Genomic DNA, 18,812 nt, shown 5'->3' with positions numbered 1-18,812 from the left:
CTTCTAGTTACTTCTTTTTTTATTGATTAAGCCTCGTTGGTATTTCTCACTTTTACATGATAGAATACATTGGGTTTTGTGCCCACATGCTCCAACAAATGGTACATTCTGTCATCTTCCTTCAACTCTGCTATCTTACTGTCATGGTCATTGATATCCCCGAAAACCATTGCTCCACTGCTACAAGCTGCGGAACAAGCGGTCTGGAACTCTCCATCTTTGATGACCCTGCCGTCCCTCTTGGCATCCAAAATCGTTTTTTGGGTCATTTGGATACACATGGAGCATTTTTCCATAACTCCTCTTGAACGTACGTTAACATCTGGGTTGAGTACCATTTTACCCAAATCGTTGTTCATGTTAAAGTCAAACTCGTCGTTGTTGTTGTACAAGAACCAGTTGAACCTACGAACTTTATATGGACAGTTGTTGGCACAGTATCTTGTACCTACACAACGGTTGTAAGCCATGTGGTTTTGACCTTGTCTACTGTGTGATGTGGCCGCTACCGGACAAACAGTCTCGCAAGGTGCATGGTTACAATGCTGACACATTACGGGCTGGAACGCCACTTGTGGATTCGCGGATGGATCCTCCATCTCCCTAAATCCTCCAAGAGACCCTTGATTGCCCCAAAGGCCATCCATGTTTTCCTTCTTCTCGTTATCCTCTTCGAAGGTTTCTTCGGAAGAATAGTATCTATCGATTCGTAACCAGTGCATATCCCTGGAACGACGCATTTCAACTTTTCCTACCACAGGAACGTTGTTCTCAGCGTGGCACGCTATCACACAGGCACCACATCCGGTACATGCATTAAGGTCGATGGATAGATTAAAATGATGCCCGATACTTCTATCAAATCCTTCCCAAAGGTCAGCATCGGGAGAAGTAACAGGTATTTCTTGATGGTTCAAGGTTACATGGGGCATTGGGTTCCACTCAGCATGGTCCTTGGTATTGAATATCTCCAAAGTAGTTTCTTTGATGATATCGCCCCTACCCATTAATGTTTTATGAGATTGAATACAAGCAAACTCGTGCTCACCAGCAGTTTTTTCAACGGAAACGGACTGTACATCGGAGAAATTGCTGTACAAAAGGTAGGCATTGACGCCCGTAGCCATTTCTTCTTGAATTCCGGCCTTTTTCCCATAACCAAAGGAAAGCCCTACCGTACCCACGGCCTGACCTGGCTGAATGATCACAGGAACATTCTCCAACACCTTCTCACCAACGGTCAATTTTACATAGCTACCATTGACACCACCATCGGCCTCAATGCTATTTTCAAGACCCCACTTTTCGGCGTCCGCTTTGGAAACGGTAACGTAGTTGTCCCAAGAAACCCTTGAAATTGGGTCTGGAAATTCTTGTAGCCATGGGTTGTTGGCCTGGCGACCATCACCCATTCCCACTTTGGAATACAGTACCAATTCTGTTCCGGCACTTGTTGCATTCACCAAGGAACGGATTGCGGAGGCAATCGGAACAATCTCCGGCTGCTCTTCCTCAGTTTCTGCGGAAGCAACGGTTTCTTCACCAGCCTCCACATTCACCACAGGAGCCATATAAACACCGTCTTGCAACGCTTTGTTCCAAGAGCCACCTTGAAGCACATTCGTAGTCCAAGTGTCCTTTATGTATTCATAATATGTTTTCTCAATGCCCATCCATGTCAAAAGTGAGGTCTGAAACTGTTTTGTATCAAACAACTCACGAATGGCTGGTTGCATTAAGCTGTATTGTCCTTTTTTGAACTCTGCATCACCCCACGACTCCAAATAATGAGAAGCTGCAGCCACATATGTGGAAGCCTGTGCAGTTTCATCATTGGTGTAAGCAAAGTCAACGGAAACGTCGACCTGGCCAAGTCCAGAAACAAACTCTTCTGCATTTGGCAATGTATAGGCCGGATTGACACCGTCCATGATCAATGCCCCTACGCGACCTGCGTTCATATCAGCAATAAGTTTGCTCACTTTTGCAGTATCACCTTGACGGACATATTTTGGCTTTTCTGGATCAAATGCTTCACTGGCCAACAATTTATTGATGGCCAAAACAACAGTTTGAGCGTTTTCGTCATTCAGACCGCTCACCACAACTGCTTTGCGACCCGCTTTTTTGATTTCTGCAGCAACTTTGTCCACCGCTTCATCAACATCGGATGTACCTCCACCAACACTGCTGCCGTTCAACTTGCCGTACAATTTGGCAAGGGCTACCTTTTGTTGGGTCGGGGTCATCGGGTATCTTTTGTCCGCATTGGCACCGGTTAAGGACATATTGGCCTCCAACTGTACGTGCCTGGACATTTTTCCATTTTTGGGAACACGACCCTTGGCATAACCGGAATCGTATCCGCCACCTTGCCAATCTCCAAGAAAATCCGCACCGAAAGAAACAATCAAGTCGGCTTTTTCAAAATCGTAATCGGCCAAGGCGCGTTCGCCATAAGCTTTTTGGTATGCATTCAAAGCGGCATCTTCTGAAATGGCATCGTAAACCACATGGTTCACATTCTCGCCGTATGCTGCCTTAAATTCTGAAATTAATTTATTGGTTGATGGACTAGCATAAGTCTGCGTCAACAACACCACCTGCTTGCTTGAACCTTTTAGAGCGTTCAATTTAGCTTTTACGGTAGCATCCAAAACTTTCCACTCCACGGGCTCCCCGTTGGCCATAGGACCCTGAACCCTCTTACTATCGTACAATGTAAGGACAGAGGCCTGCACTCTGGCATTGGCACCACCGTTCACCTTGGCATCTGTATTGTTTTCAATTTTGATAGGTCTTCCTTCACGGGTCTTCACCAAGATGCTGGCAAAATCAAAACCGTCCGCAATGGTAGTGGCGTAATAATTTGCCACACCTGGAACAATATTGTCCGGCTGAACCACGTAGGGAATAGATTTGTGCACAGGTCCTTCACAGGCTGCAACAGTAGCTGCAGCAGTACTGAAGCCCACATATTTAAGGAAATCCCTTCGGGATGTATTGGAGGCGGACAGTTTTTCTTTGTCGCCCAAAAATTCATCAACGGGAATCTCTTCGGTAAACTCGTTGTTTCTTAGCGCCTCAACAATGGAATCGTTCGGATTCAACTCCGCTTCACTTTTCCAATATTTTTTGTTTGATGCCATACGATATATCTGAGATTATCTTCTTTTAATTCTTAATAGTGACACTTTCCGCATTCCAAACCGCCCATCATGGCAGCAGTCAATTTGTCAACACCATACTTTTTGGAAAGCTCCTCGTGGATTGCTTCATAATAAGCATTGCCTTCCATTTTAACATTGGTTTCGCGGTGACAATTGATACACCATCCCATGGTCAACGGAGCGTATTGGTACATTACCTCCATTTCTTCCACCGGACCGTGGCAAGTTTGGCACTCAACACCAGCTACGGAAACGTGCTGGGAGTGATTGAAGTAAGCAAAATCAGGAAGGTTATGGATCCTCACCCATTCCACTGGTTGTGTCTCACCTGTATAACTTTGGTTTTCCTCGTCCCATCCAACAGCCTTGTACAATTTCTTGATTTCGCCGGTATAGAACTCATTGGTATATCCTGCGGCCAAATCATCGGCAGAAGGACCTTCCGGGTTGCCCGTATACTCGTAAATGGATTTATGACAGTTCATACATACATTTAGCGAAGGTATCCCCGAATGTTTGGAAACCCTTGCAGAGGAGTGACAGTACTTACATTCGATACCGTTGTCCCCAGCGTGAATTTTATGTGAATAGTGAATGGGCTGAACCGGAGCATATCCTTGATCTACACCAATCTGCATCATCCACCCATAGGCGAAATAGGCACTGGCCAAAAGCAAGAATACTACGCTAACCAAAACCAAGAACTGGTTTTGCACGAATGCTTTCCAGATGGGCAAACGCTTTTCTTTTTCCTTCTCAAGAACGATTCCATTGGCCTCGGCGATCCTGCGCAAGGTCTTGTTGACCAAGATCAGCATGATTACCAATAGACCGAATACCAAAGCCAGGGCACCAAGAATAATCTCATTGGAAATCCCAGAACTTGAGCCTCCCGAACCTTCTCCGCCAGCAGGTGTTGCCGTAGCAGTTTGTGCAGGCGCTTTTGGTGGCGCTGCGGTATAGGCCAAGATATTGTCGATATCCTCGTTTGACAATGTTGGGAAAGGGGTCATGGCCGCCTGATTGTATTCTGCGTAAATTTTGTTCGCATAGGCATCTCCCGAAGCGATGACAGCTGGACTATTTTTGATCCATGCGTAAATCCACTCCTTGTCCAATCCTTCATCCTCGGCCAATCTGGTCTCCACATTTGCCAACGCAGGTCCGGTCATTTTACGGTCCAAGGCATGACATGCGGCACAGTTTTGATTGAACAGTTGTTTCCCCTTTACCGGATCACCTCCAGAGGCATCGGCTGTTTGTTCCGTAGCAGCTTCAGTTGCGGCTTCGGCTTCTTCCTGTGCATAAAAAGATGTGGAGAATAATAGGAGAGTTAAACCTAAAACTTTAGAAAATAGATGGCGGTATAAAACCTTTTTCATATTCGTGAAATTTCTATCGAAATCTTTGGTACGATTCTTTCTATTGAGTTTGAGAGCAATAGCATTTTACCCTACCAAGAATGGCTACAAAAGTAAGACATACAGTCATTTTTTGAAATCTTAAGGTATTCATAACTTATAATTTATAAAGATTCTAAATAACTTTGTCCAAACCCGATTAATCTATAATAATCTACATTTGCATAAAGCGAAAAAAATACAACACCGGAATAATATGAAAACCACTGTATTTACAGCAATTTTAATTTGTGCGGCCGTTCATGTTTCGGCCCAAGAAGGACGTGTAACCATTCAACAAGACCCAAAAATCGACGAATTGGTGGCGCTCTATACCAAGGTAAATTCCAATACTGGCTTTTACCAAATTCAGGTAGGTTTCGGCAATTATCAAAAAGCACAAGATCTATTGAACCAGGTGGAAGTGGACTTTCCCGGTTGGTATTCAAAAATTGAGTTTGAATCTCCCACTTATCGTGTTCGATTGGGCAGGTTCAAGACTAAATTGGAAGCGGAGCGAAAGTATTTGGAAGTACGCAAAAAATATCCGGATGCGATGCTGCTTAAGCCGGAACGAAGAGAATCCTAAACAAAAAAATCCCGCTTCACAGCGGGATTTTTTTTTGCTTCTATTTATCTCACTATAATTTTTTCTTCACTGCTACCTCTTGGAAGGCTTCGACAATATCTCCCTCCCTGATATCATTGTAGTTTTTGATCTGCAATCCACAATCATATCCTTTGGAAACTTCCTTGACATCGTCCTTAAACCTTTTCAATGAGGCCAGTTCGCCGGTATAGATTACAACACCGTCCCTGATAAGCCTGATTCGGGAATTTCTGAAGATCTTACCACTGGTCACCATACATCCTGCGATGGTTCCAATTTTGGAAATCTTAAAGGTCTCCCTAATTTCCGCGTTACCGGTAATCTCTTCCTTCATCTCTGGCGACAACATTCCTTCCATGGCATCCTTAAGATCATTGATGGCATCGTAGATAATGGAGTATGTCCTAATATCGATTTCTTCCTTATCAGCGATTGATCGGGCATTGCCCATAGGCCTCACATTAAATCCTATGATGATAGCATCGGAGGCACTTGCCAACAACACATCGGATTCCGTAATCGCACCCACACCTTTATGGATGATGTTCACCTGAATCTCATCGGTGGACAGTTTTTGGAACGAATCCGTCAAAGCTTCCACAGAACCATCCACATCGCCTTTAAGGATAATGTTGAGCTCTTGGAAATCGCCCAATGCGATTCGTCGTCCAATTTCATCCAACGTAATGTGACGTTGTGTCCTTACTGATTGTTCTCTTTGCAATTGGGAACGCTTGGCCGCAATTTGTTTGGCCTCGCGCTCGTCTTCGAGCACATGGAACCTATCACCTGCTTGGGGCGCTCCATCCAATCCCAAAATTGAAATTGGCGTGGAAGGTCCAGCACTTGAAATATTTTTACCGCGCTCATCGTGCATGGCCTTAACTTTTCCGCTACAGGTTCCCGCCAAAACATAGTCTCCAATGTTCAACGTACCGGCTTGCACCAAAATTGTGGCCACATAACCGCGACCTTTGTCCAAGAAAGCTTCTACCACAGTTCCAGTAGCAAGTCTTTTTGGGTTTGCTTTAAGCTCTAACAACTCGGCCTCCAACAATACTTTTTCCAACAATTCCTTGACCCCTTGGCCGGTTTTTGCGGAAATATCGTGGGACTGGACTTTTCCTCCCCAATCTTCCACCAATAAATTCATCTGGGCCAAACCTTCCTTGATCTTGTCAGGATTCGCAGTTGGCTTATCCACCTTGTTGATGGCAAATACTATAGGTACGCCCGCAGCTTGAGCATGGCTTATCGCCTCCTTTGTCTGGGGCATGATATCATCGTCGGCAGCGATTACAATAATCGCAATATCGGTAACTTGGGCACCACGGGCTCTCATCGCGGTAAACGCTTCGTGGCCAGGTGTATCCAAGAATGTGATTTTTTGTCCATCTTCCAAGGCAACACCATAGGCTCCAATGTGCTGGGTAATCCCTCCACTTTCACCTGCAATCACGTTCTCTTGACGGACATAATCCAGCAAGGATGTTTTACCGTGGTCTACGTGGCCCATTACGGTTACAATCGGCGCTCTTGGCTTTAAATCTTCGGGACTGTCCTCTACCTCCTCAATGGTTTCCTCGATCTCCGCAGTAACGAACTCCACTTCGTAACCAAATTCATCGGCAACGATGGAAAGTGTTTCTGCATCCAATCGTTGGTTAAGGGTCACCATAATACCTAGGGACATACATGCAGAAATGATCTGCGTGGTGGAAACATTCATCATGGTTGCAAGTTCGTTAACCGTAACGAACTCGGTCACCTTAAGAATTTTGCTTTCCAATTCTTGTTGTTCAAGATCTTTCTCCGTTTGCTGACGGTGCTGATCTCTTTTCTCCCTACGATATTTGGCTCCTCGGCCTTTGCTGGATTTACCCTGAAGCTTTTCAAGGGTCTCCCGTACTTGTTTTTGTACTTCTTCTTCGGTAGGCTCTACTTTGGGAGCGGATATACGCTGTCCCTTTCTAGCAGGGGCCCCACCTCTGGCTGGACGGCCTCCACCGGATTGCGGACCGTTCTTAACGATTCTTTTTCGTCGTTTCTTACGGTCTGCGTTATCGGAGGAACCTCCTTTATTGGATTTTTGAGTATCCTCTTTTTTCTTTTTGGGCTTATTGAACTGCGAAAGATCAATTTTATCCCCTGTAATCTTGGGTCCGGAAAGTTTCTGATAGTTGGTCTTTAAAGTACCGGTCTCAGCTTCTTCCGTGCTTTTGGTTTCTTCTACCTTGGGCTCTGGCTCTTTTTCTTTGGCCTCAGTTTTTTCAACCTCGGGAGCTTTGGGCTTTTCTTCTTCTTTAGGTTTTTCCTGTTCAACCTTGGGCGCAGGGGCCTCTTCTTTTTTTGGCGTTTCTTCCTTGGGCTTTTCAGGCTTCTTGTCCAAATCGATCTTACCTACGGTCTTGGGTCCGGCAAGTTCTGCTTTAGCTTTGACAACTTGTTGCTCCGCTTCTTTCTTCTCCTTGGCCAACCTTCGTTCTTCCTGCTCCTTCTCCATTCGGATTCGGATGGCTTCCTTTTCCTTTCGCTTTTCCTCACCAACTTCCTTGGAAGCAACCTTTTTGCTCTTATCCGTTTGGAATTCATCCAACAGAACTTGATACACCTCATTGGATATTTTAGTGGTAGGACGAGCCTCCACATCATGCCCCTCGGAGGCCAGGTAGTCTACTGCCCTATCCAGTGAAATGTTCAATTCTCTAAGAACTTTATTAAGTCGTATTGTTGGATTTTCTGCCATAAATAATTTTACTTGCCCTAAATTTTCGCTGCTAATATAAGCCTAATCTTCAAATTCTTCCTTGAGGATGCGAACGACCTCTTGGATTGTTTCTTCTTCTAGATCGGTTCGCTTCGCCAAATCTTTAACATCTTGTTCCAAAACGCTACGTGCGGTATCCAATCCGATTTTCTTAAATTCCTCGATGACCCAGCTTTCGATCTCATCGGAAAACTCTGTCAATTCCACATCTTCCTCCACACCTTCACGGAACACATCTATTTCATAACCAGTCAACTGGCCGGCCAATCGTATGTTGTGCCCGCCTCTACCAATAGCTTTGGAAACCTCCTCAGGCTTCAGGTAGACTTGTGCTGTTTTTTTCTCATCGTTCAATTTAACGGAAGATACCCTTGCAGGACTCAGTGCACGTGTCACCATCAATTGCGGGTTATTGGTCCAGTTGATCACATCGATGTTCTCATTGCCCAATTCACGCACAATTCCATGGATACGAGATCCTTTCATCCCCACACAAGCTCCTACGGGATCAATTCTATCATCGTAGGAATCCACCGCGACCTTGGCTTTTTCGCCTGGGATGCGCACTGCTTTTTTAATGGTGATCAATCCATCGAACACTTCCGGGATTTCCTGGAAGAACAATTGCTCCAAGAATTTTGGCGATGTTCTGGACATAATGATCGCAGGCTTGTTTCCTTTAAGTTCAACACTTTCGATAATTCCACGAACGTTGTCTCCCTTTCGGAAAAAGTCGGAAGGTATCTGCTTTTCCTTTGGAAGAATGATCTCGTTTCCTTCATCATCCAATAAAATTACGGCACGGTGTCTAATGTGATGCACCTCGGCCGTATAAATTTCACCTTCCAAGTCTTTAAATTGCTTGTAGATGGTCGTATTGTCGTGCTCATGGATTTTAGAGATCAGGTTTTGGCGCAATGCCAAAATCGCCCTTCTTCCAAGATCGATCAGTTTAACCTCCTCCGAAACGTCTTCCCCAACTTCAAAATCGGGCTCGATTTTTCTAGCTTCGGACAAAGAAATCTCTTCATTTGGCTCTTCTACCTCACCATCTTCAACAACCACGCGGTTTCTCCATATTTCCAAATCCCCTTTGTCGGGGTTGATAATAATATCAAAATTGTCGTCAGAACCAAATTTTTTCTTTAGCGCACTTCGGAATACTTCTTCCAAAATCGCCATAAGGGTCACCCTGTCAATAAACTTATCGTCCTTAAACTCCGAAAAGGATTCGATGAGCGCTAGGTTTTCCATTTTCTACTACAATTAAAATTTTAATTTAACTTTTGCCTCTTTAATATCAGAAAATGCGATTTCCTGCTTTTTCTGTACTGTAACTTTTCCTTTACCTACTGGTTTCGGCTCTCTTGCCTTCCATTCCAGGGTAATGCCATTTGTCGAGGTTCCCACCAGCGTACCCTCCAATTCGTCGGAGCTGGTCTTTACCTGTAATTTTCTTCCAATATTTTTATTGTACTGACGCGGCAAGCGCAGTGGCGACGTAGCCCCTGCCGAAGTGACTTCCAAAGAAAAATCCTCTTCCTCCCGGTCCAGATTGTGTTCTATCGCCCTGCTGATGTTCATACAGTCCTGAAGACTCACTCCTTCGTCCCCATCCAAAACCACTTTGATGCCATTGTCCCCTCCGACCTTTAGATCGACCAAGAACAAAGAAGGGTTTTCCTCCAACGCCTTGTTCAGCAACATCTCCACTTTCTCCTTAAACATAAATAACAAATAAGTAATAAAAGAGGGGACTCAAGGTCCCCTCATGAATACTTCTATATCCGTTCAGTTTTGCAAATATACAACAAATATTATGGCATGTGCAACCCTTTCCAGCACAAAAAACGCGGACCTTATCTATTTTTCAGCACCTTACCATTATTCTTTGCCTTTTTCTTGAAACGTACTTTTATTATTGTAGACCTGAACCATGAAAAATAAGGTCGCTAAAGGCGCAACCTTACATGTTTAAGGGGGTTAACCTTAGTTTTGCCCCTTTTCACAACAAATATTTTGAAGCCCGCGCATCCCACTTAATTTTGCTTTAAATCAACAAGTAGAAATGGGCACAACCTCGTTCTTCAACAAGAAGATGAACCATTTTCCAAAAGGATGGATGCTATTTTTGGCACTTTTCCTGTTGGGAACTTTTCTTTCGTTCTCCCAAACCACCATTTGGAGTGAAAATTTTAACAGTTACGGCAACGGAACCGAAAACGGAACCGCTACCGGACCATCTGCCACGACGTGGACAACGACTTTGAACGGTGCGGTTTGGGTACAAGGAAATCGAATTGAAGCCACCAATTTGGGAACTGAAGGAATCTGGCAAACGAACCCAATCAATATTTATGGGTATGATAGTGTCAACTTCAGTTTAGATGTGGCCACACAATCGCAAACACAACAGTTCGAAGCAGGTCAAGATTATTTTATTGGCGAATATCGTGTTGATGGCGGCGGATGGATAGAGTTTGAAAATGCATCGGGAGATTCCAACCCATCCGATCCATTGAATCCTTCGTACACCGTAAATCTTGCCTCAACAGGTTCTACTCTAGAGATAAGAATTCGCTTTTACAATACCGCAAACAACGAACATTATTATATTGATAACGTTTCCGTACAAGGTTCATTAGGCTTTTGTAACGGGGAGGTGGACTTTGAGTTTTATGACAGCTCTCCCTCCGGCAGTACGGTAGACAATATTCCCACTACAGGTTATCTCGGTTCGGGCACTTTTACCAGTTTTGACGTGGACGCCCTTCAAAATCAAGAAGACCCTGGTGATGCGGACAACTTTAGTATTCGTTACACGGGTTTTATACAGATAGACACCCAGGGCTCCTATACCTTTTTCACCAATTCCGATGATGGATCAAAACTATATATTGATGGTACAGAGGTGGTCAATAACGATGGCGGGCATGGTACCCAGGAAAGATCGGGCAGCATTGTCCTAACCACCGGATTACATGATATCAGGGTCCTATATTTTGAAAATGGCGGGGGCGAATCCCTTACAGTTCAATACCAAGGACCATCACTTTCCAAAAGGAACATACCCTTTTCCAAATTATATTCCACATGTAGTGTTGGAGCTCCGGATTTGGATGGAGACGGTATAGACGATGTCACCGATATTGACGATGACAATGATGGTATCTTGGATGTTGACGAATGCGGGGGCGCTTCTGGAAATTTTGTGCAAACTGCATCCAATGTTCAAAATTTCAGCAATGCATCCAATGCAGAGGGGAACCCAGGAACAACTTATGCTTCCAACTCAACGACAACTTATCCGGGCCAATCCATAATATCTTTTCAATTTGCTCAGGTAATACCAATCAATACAACTGTAAGCGTTTTCCTGTCTGCCGCACCTGGCCTATCTACTTCTGATGGCAATTCAGACATGCAAATCCAATATCTAAACGGCAATTATTTAGCCAATGCAAATGATATTCCTCCTGGGTCTATTACAGAAATAACATTTACCGTTTCCCAAAGTAACTTTCAATCGTTTCGGGTCATGGCATACCAAATCGGCGCCAGGGTTCATGGGGCCAGCTATGGGGGTTCCGTTGATTGCACAACCGTGGACACCGATGGCGACGGCATACCCAATTACCAAGATTTGGACAGTGATGGGGACGGCATTCCTGATAATGTTGAAGCCCAAACATCCTTGGCCTATACAGCGCCTTCGGGCACCGACTCCAACAACAACGGACTTGACGATGCCTACGAAGGAAGTGGTCTATCCGCAGTGGATACAGACGGTGACGGTACAGCCGATTTTATGGACACCGATAGTGACAACGATGGCACCTCGGATACCGTAGAAGCAACACTTACCCTTTCCGGGTCGGATAGTGATGGCGACGGTTTGGACAATAATCTGGATTCCTCTTCGGGCTATGCCGATCCCGGAGGAGATATAGACAACCCATTGAACACCAATGGCGGCTCTCTAATGCTGCCCGATTCAGATGGTGATGTGGCCTCCGGAGGAGATTTGGATTTTAGGGATGATACACTGGATGATAACGAACCTCCATCTATTATCGCAACAGGCAACCAGTTCTTTTGCCCCGGCGATACCGTTTCCGTTGTGGAAAGCGTAGAAATCACTGATCCGGACAGCACCACTTTGGACGCCGTTTATGTTCAGGTTACCTCAAATTATAATGTTTCGGGCGATGTTTTGAGCTTGACCGGAACACATGCCAATATTACGGCCAGTTGGGATACTTCCGAAGGAAGACTATTTCTGGAAGGACCGGCAACGTTGGCAGAGTTTGAAGCTGCCATCAGCGATGTGGTTTTCCAAACTACGGCCACTGTCAGTGCCGGGGACACCCGGACCTTTTCCATAGTAATGAACGAAGCCAATTATCTGGAATCAACCGGGCACTATTACGAGTACGTTCCCTCGTTGGGAATTACTTGGACTTCTGCCCGGGATGCCGCGGCCCTACGCACATTTTACGGTCTACAAGGCTATTTGGCCACTATTTCCATCCAAGACGAATCCAATCTTTTGGGAGCACAGGCACCTGGAGCAGGTTGGATAGGGGGTAGTGATGCTGCCACCGAAGGAGATTGGTATTGGGTAACAGGTCCAGAAGCAGGCACCTTATTTTGGAGGGGCAACGCAGCCGGAACAGCATTTGCATATACATACTGGAACAATGGTGAGCCAAACCAATCCGGTGATGAGGATTACGCTCATATTACGGCACCAGGGGTCGGTTTGCCCGGATCCTGGAACGACCTTTCAAATACCGGTGCTGCCAGTGGGGACTATCAACCCAAAGGATATTTGGTGGAGTATGGCGGCATGCCCGGAGACCCGCCCTATCCAAATCTAGCGGCCACGACCACGATCACAGTAGAAACAACAGCACCTACAGCTAGCGTACCTTCGCCAATAGCGGTAAATTGTGCTTCGGATATTCCTTCACCGGATGTAAACATTATAACTGATGAAGCTGACAATTGTGATCCAAATCCAACGGTGACCTTTGTGAGCGATGTAAGTGATGGCGGGAGCAATCCTGAAATTATTACCCGAACCTATAGGGTTACCGATACGGCAGGAAACGCCCTGGACGTGGAGCAAACCATTACCGTAACACCATTTAGCATATCCACACAACCAACCGACCAAACCGTGGTTGTTGGGAACAATGGCAACCTTTCCGTTGTGGCCAGCAATGCGGATACCTATCAATGGCAGGTAAGTACCGATGGTGGAAGTAATTTTGTGCCTATTGCCGACGGAAGTGAATACACGGGAACATCTAGCGCAAATCTGACCATTACAACTCCGGATTCCGCAAAAGACGGTTACCTATATCGTGTGCTTGTTTCCAATTCGTCCGGAAGCTGCCCTCCCCTAGCCTCCGACCAAGCGACATTGACCGTGAAGAACGGAAGAGTGATCACCAACAGGGGAATTACTTACCGGGTGAACAAAAACTGATCAGAAAACATTTAAAAAAACAAACCCCGCAAAGTCAAATTTGCGGGGCTTTTTGTTGCTACGCTATTGTTTCACCATGCTAACAGGTTATTTCAATATCGCCATAATATTCTTTTGACCCCTTGTCCTGCCAAACACTAAGATTTAGAAAACAATCCTCCTGCCATGGTGGTTCAAAACCAAAAAAGGTAGGATAAAAATCAGGTTCGTCCCCATCCTCTCCTTGATAATACCTTGGCTTTCCGAAAAAATAAGCATCGGGAAGGGCTCCAAGACTATCATATAGAGTGAAATTACCTACTGTTTTCTTTAAAAGCTCCTCCAATCTTTCCAGCACATCCGCTCCCATAATAGCTCCTAAATCAAATTCATCGTCCTCCTCTTCAGTTTCAATCCACCATCCAATAATATTCGATGATAAATAAAGTTCTTCCCTTTTGCCCGTTAGGTCGAGTACTTTGGAAGATTCGTATTCATCTCCATTAGGGTATTCCCGTATCTCTAGATTATCAACTGGGCCGTCATAAAAGAAAACTCTAGAGTCAATACCATTCATGTCCATAAAAAAATAGAAAATCCCAGAGCCTTTAGGCAACTTATTAAAAATATCATGAGACTTAATTTCGGCAAGATTGAACTGACCAACAAAAATCATATCCTCAGGAAATTCTATGGAATCCGGCAGGTGGGGAAGCCCATACAGTTTTGTAATTCCCATTGGGACTTTTTCTTCTGAATCACTCATTTTAAATTCTGGAACCAAATAGTACAGCAACCAATTTTTAAGGTGGTCTTTGAGACTTTCGGAACTCAATTCAGTTCCTGCACTTTCATTGAACTTGGCAATGTGTTCTTCGTTAAAGTCAAAGCCATCTATCGCAGCTTTTGCTTTTTCCAATACATTCATACGCTTTCGCATTTAAATAGGTTAATAAAAGATTTGGGGTAAATGCTGCGTAGATGTTTCAAATATGATACTATTTTTTGATTGACACAACTCTTGAAGGCACCACTCTTTTTTTCTGAAAAAATATTTGCACCACGGATCAAAATAAGATATACCTTCGCCGTCCAATAAATGACACTAGAACAGAAAGTCCGATCGGTTGAAGCGTTATTCAGTCAATTGGAGCAAGAAACCCAACAGTTTCAGGAAAAATCGAAGCTTGGTTGTGTTTCCGGTTGTGGAAAATGTTGCACCTATCCCAACATTGATGCATCACCCTTGGAATTTTTACCATGGGCATTCCAGTTATTTTTATCAGGTAAGGCCGAAGAAGCCCTTGAGTCTTTGAACACACCCCTAGATCGAACTTGTTTTTTGTTGACACCAGTCTCCATAGTAAGCAAGGGCCACTGTGGCAGTTATAGTCAGAGAGGTTTGATATGCAGGCTTTTTGGCTATGCCGCGAGCAAGGATAAGTATGGGAATCTGCGCTTGGCCACTTGTAAAATAATTAAAGAGGAACAGGCTGAAAATTATCAGGCCACCTCCGAAGCAATTTCCAAGGGATTGTATGTTCCCGTATTTACGGATTACTACATGCAGCTGAACCAAATCGATTATCAAATGGGTTCCAAAATCATGCCCATCAACAAAGCATTGAAAATGGCATTGGAGGAGGTACTGCAATACTACACCTACAGGCCAATGCCAAGCACGGACAAGCAAATCGTTTAAACAAACATATAACAATAAAAAAAGCCCCTTAAATCATCGGATTTAAGGGGCTTTTTGTTGGCCTACAAGGACTCGAACCTTGAACGACTGAACCAAAATCAGCTGTGTTACCAATTACACCATAGGCCAGTACCATATAAAAGCTAAATTTGATTCAGCTTTTGAGCGTGCAAATTTAAAACAAACTTTGGTATCAACAAATATTTTTGATAAGAATGCACTGTATTTTATTGGACAATGGTGTTAAAGGTTTTCCAAAAATCGACAACCTTCTGTTCTATATTTACTAAATTCGCCACAATTCGGTTAACAACCAACTCTTATGTTTGCAAAAGACTTCAAAAAATGGGACACCATCCTAGGGTGGGTTTCCTTTGCGATTGCGTTTATAGTTTATGCCCTGACCGTTGAACCCACAGGAAGTTTTTGGGATGCAGGGGAGTATATTTCCACCTCGGCAAAGTTACAGGTAGGGCACCCTCCGGGGGCTCCCTTGTTGCAAATGATAGGTGCCTTCTTCGCCATGTTCGCCTTTGGCGACGAGACCAAGATAGCGCTCATGGTCAATGCCGTGTCCATAGTTTCCAGCGCTTTTGCAGTGTTGTTTACCTTTTGGACCATTACCAACTTAGTTGGAAAGATGGTTTCCAAAAAAAGTGAGATGACTAACAGCAAGGCCATCGCCATTTTGGGCAGTGGACTGGTTGGTGCTTTGGCCTTTACCTTTTCCGACAGTTTTTGGTTCAACGCCGTGGAGACCGAGGTTTATGCCATGGCCAGTTTGATTATGGCATTACTGCTATGGTTGGGCTTAAAATGGACGGACAATCTGGGAGATCCGCGCGGACACCGATGGCTCATGCTCATCTGTTTTGTGATTGGGCTTACCTTCGGGATACAGTTTATGGGCTTTTTGGCCATTCCTTCCATCGGATTGCTTTATTATTTCAAAAAATATAAGACCACTACGGTAAAGAATTTTCTATTGGCCAATATTGCAGTTGTGGCCGTCCTGATTCTGGTCTATAAATTTTCGTTGACCTATGTATTGGAACTGTTCGGTTGGAGCGAGGTATTCTTTATAAATGAAATAGGGCTTCCGTTCAACTCAGGATCCATAATCATGGGACTCCTTTTTGTTGCTGCTTTTTACTTTGGACTAAGTTATACGCGAAAGCACAATTACTATAACGCCAACATTGTGGTGCTCTGTTTGATGTTCCTTATTTTAGGATTCTCGTCATGGTTGATGCTTCCCATCAGGGCCAATGCCAAAACCGTGGTCAACGAAAACAACCCGGCGGATGCAAGAGCCTTGTTGGCCTATTATAACAGGGAGCAATATCCCGGTGTGGATAGTCCGGTGTACGGTGCCTATTACTCCGATACTTTTGCCCCATCAGGTGAGGACAGGGACGACAGCCCCAAATACGAAAAAGACCTTGAACTCGGCAAATACGTCATTGTAAACCATTACAAAGGTGCACTGCCCGGCCCCAACGAAAAACATGTGGGAATTTTGCCCAGGATGTGGAGCGACCAACATGCCGAAAACTATATGCGCTATTTCGGGGCATTGGATTTCAAGATCAAATCGGAATACATTTCCAACAACGACCTTCGTGAAGCTGTAAACCAGTTTAAAACGGCCTATTCGCAGGGCGAGCTGGATACGGAACAGTACATCCGATTTTTAAGGGAATTTGGGCAATATATAGAAGTGGAGCCCCCAACACTGGGCCAAAATTTAGAATACCTTTTTGATTTTCAGTTCGGCTACATGTTCATGCGCTACTTTATGTGGAATTTCGTTGGAAAACAAAATGATATGCAGGGCAGGTACGATGAAAACGGAAACTGGCTCAGTGGTATCAATTTTATTGATAGCATACGATTGGGAAGCCAAGAAAACCTCCCCAGTGACTGGAAAAACAACAAAGGTCGAAATACATATTTCTTCCTTCCCCTGTTGCTCGGCATCCTTGGCATCGTATTTCAAATCTCAAGAAACCCAAAACAATTTTGGGTGCTCTTCGTGTTTTTTATGTTCACGGGACTTGCGATACAGTTTTACACCAACCCCTATATCTTTCAGCCTAGGGAGCGTGACTATTCCCTGGTAGGATCGTTCTACGTGTTCTGCATTTGGATCGGGATAGGAGTCTATGGGCTATTTGAGGAATTCAAAAAACTGGTGTCGGCCAAAATCGCTGCACCGGCCATTGCCACACTCTGCCTTTTGGCGGTTCCATTGCTGATGGGCTATCAAAACTGGGACGATCACGATAGATCTGACCGATATACGGCCCCAGCTACGGCAAAAGCTTATCTGGATTCCACCAAAGAAGATGCGGGAGCCATATTGTTCACAATCGGGGACAATGACACCTTCCCAATATGGTACGCACAAGAAATCGAGAATTATAGAACAGACGTCCGCGTGGTCAATACCAGCCTTTTTGCCACCGATTGGTACATAGACCAGATGAAGCGCAAAGCATACGAAAGTGACCCTATACCATCGCAATTAACGCATGACAAATACAGCTACGGAACAAGGGATGCCATTTACTACAACAACGCAGACCAAGTTCTAGGAAGCCCTGTTTCCGAGAGGCGTTGGTCAATAAAGGATTTTATGAATTGGGTGGGTAGCGACAAACCTGAGACCAAGTTTAAATTTATTTTGGAAAGAGGCGGTGCCGATTTGAGCAACTACTCAGAAAGCACCTTGGATATTGTGTACTATCCTACCAATAAAATTAGGATTCCTGTCAACAAACAAAATGTTTTGGAAAGCGGATTGGTCAAAGAAAAGGACTCTGCCCTTATAGTGGATTATATTGATATTGACCTACCACAAAGTGCGCTGCCAAAAAACAGGATACTGATGTTGGACCTTATCGCCAACAACGATTGGAAACGACCCATCTACTTCTCCGGAGGTAGTTTTGACAGTGCAGAATACATCTGGATGAAAGATTATCTGCAACTGGATGGCCTAGTGTACAAACTGGTGCCCATTAAAACGCCCAACCGAAATTCCTTTGAAATGGGCCGCATCGATTCCGAACTGATGTATGACATCGTGAAGGATTGGGATTGGGGCAACTCTGGCAGTGATGAGATCTACCACGATCCCCAGACACGTTCCCAAGGACTATCCTTTAGGAGCAATCTGGCACGTCTAATGGAAACTTTGATCGAGGAAAATAAAATTGATAAGGCCAAGGACGTCATCAACATCGCCATGGAAAATATGCCTGTGGACCACTACTACTTCTATGCTTTCGTAGAACCTTTCGTAGACGGTTATTACAAGGTAGGTGAAACTGAAAAGGCACGCGAACTGTTTGGCAAATTGAAGAAAGTGTATCAAGAGCATTTGGAGTACTATGCCAATATACCTTTGGACGAGCAGTACGATAAAATTGACGATATCCTATCCGATATGCAGGCTTACAGGAGAAACATTGATATCCTAATAGAAAATGGTGACAAGGAACTGGCCGAATCAGAAACAATCATCTTCAATGAGTATATTGATAAGTTCTCGCAGTTTGTGGATGATGAGGAAGATGTATTGGAAGAAACCATACCGCTAGATCCGGATATGGAAGATTCCATTGAACTGGATGCCCCGGACAGCATTCCGGAATCCATAGTTCCAGAACAAGAATAAGTGAAAAA

10 protein-coding genes and 1 tRNA gene are annotated in these 18,812 nt (G+C 44.5%); 4 read left to right on the top strand and 7 right to left on the bottom strand.

What is annotated here, in order from left to right:
- Positions 1-26 precede the first annotated feature (26 nt).
- Positions 27-3,149 (bottom strand): TAT-variant-translocated molybdopterin oxidoreductase, encoded by a 3,123-nt coding sequence (locus tag SD449_RS06780; RefSeq protein WP_318309503.1) that lies wholly within the window; start codon positions 3,147-3,149, stop codon positions 27-29.
- Between the two features lie 32 nt (positions 3,150-3,181).
- Positions 3,182-4,552, bottom strand: coding sequence for a cytochrome c3 family protein (locus SD449_RS06775; protein WP_318309502.1), 1,371 nt, complete (start codon positions 4,550-4,552; stop codon positions 3,182-3,184).
- Positions 4,553-4,787: 235 nt separating this feature from the next.
- Between SD449_RS06775 and SD449_RS06770 the strand changes: the two genes are divergently transcribed.
- A complete protein-coding gene (locus SD449_RS06770) occupies positions 4,788-5,159 on the top strand; it encodes an SPOR domain-containing protein (protein ID WP_318309501.1) in 372 nt (123 codons plus the stop codon).
- Between the two features lie 52 nt (positions 5,160-5,211).
- On the opposite strand, the gene infB is transcribed toward SD449_RS06770, so the two are convergent.
- Genes infB through rimP form a run of 3 tightly spaced genes read right to left on the bottom strand, consistent with a single transcriptional unit; the run spans position 5,212 to position 9,675 of the window.
- Positions 5,212-7,926, bottom strand: coding sequence for a translation initiation factor IF-2 (gene infB / locus SD449_RS06765; protein WP_318309499.1), 2,715 nt, complete (start codon positions 7,924-7,926; stop codon positions 5,212-5,214).
- A gap of 42 nt (positions 7,927-7,968) precedes the next feature.
- A complete protein-coding gene (gene nusA, locus SD449_RS06760; RefSeq protein ID WP_318309498.1) occupies positions 7,969-9,201 on the bottom strand; it encodes a transcription termination factor NusA in 1,233 nt (410 codons plus the stop codon).
- A gap of 12 nt (positions 9,202-9,213) precedes the next feature.
- Complete coding sequence (gene rimP, locus SD449_RS06755; protein WP_318309497.1) at positions 9,214-9,675, bottom strand: ribosome assembly cofactor RimP; 462 nt, start codon at positions 9,673-9,675, stop codon at positions 9,214-9,216.
- A gap of 340 nt (positions 9,676-10,015) precedes the next feature.
- Between rimP and SD449_RS06750 the strand changes: the two genes are divergently transcribed.
- Positions 10,016-13,441 carry a PA14 domain-containing protein gene (locus tag SD449_RS06750; RefSeq protein WP_318309495.1) on the top strand — a complete coding sequence of 1,142 codons (3,426 nt, stop codon included), beginning with the start codon at positions 10,016-10,018 and terminating at the stop codon, positions 13,439-13,441.
- A 79-nt stretch (positions 13,442-13,520) separates the two neighbouring features.
- Here SD449_RS06750 and SD449_RS06745 read toward each other — a convergent pair whose 3' ends face one another.
- A complete protein-coding gene (locus SD449_RS06745; RefSeq protein ID WP_318309494.1) occupies positions 13,521-14,360 on the bottom strand; it encodes a DUF1963 domain-containing protein in 840 nt (279 codons plus the stop codon).
- A gap of 159 nt (positions 14,361-14,519) precedes the next feature.
- Between SD449_RS06745 and SD449_RS06740 the strand changes: the two genes are divergently transcribed.
- Complete coding sequence (locus tag SD449_RS06740; protein WP_318309493.1) at positions 14,520-15,122, top strand: YkgJ family cysteine cluster protein; 603 nt, start codon at positions 14,520-14,522, stop codon at positions 15,120-15,122.
- A gap of 57 nt (positions 15,123-15,179) precedes the next feature.
- On the opposite strand, the gene SD449_RS06735 is transcribed toward SD449_RS06740, so the two are convergent.
- A tRNA-Gln gene (locus SD449_RS06735) sits at positions 15,180-15,251 on the bottom strand.
- A 193-nt stretch (positions 15,252-15,444) separates the two neighbouring features.
- Between SD449_RS06735 and SD449_RS06730 the strand changes: the two genes are divergently transcribed.
- On the top strand, positions 15,445-18,804 hold the full coding sequence (locus SD449_RS06730) for a glycosyltransferase family 117 protein (RefSeq protein WP_318309492.1): 3,360 nt from the start codon (positions 15,445-15,447) through the stop codon (positions 18,802-18,804).
- Positions 18,805-18,812: the final 8 nt, after the last annotated feature.

This window comes from Flagellimonas crocea, assembly GCF_033441595.1.
In the GTDB taxonomy this organism is placed as follows: Bacteria; Bacteroidota; Bacteroidia; order Flavobacteriales; family Flavobacteriaceae; genus Flagellimonas; species Flagellimonas crocea.
This window is presented reverse-complemented; position numbering and strand designations above follow the sequence as displayed.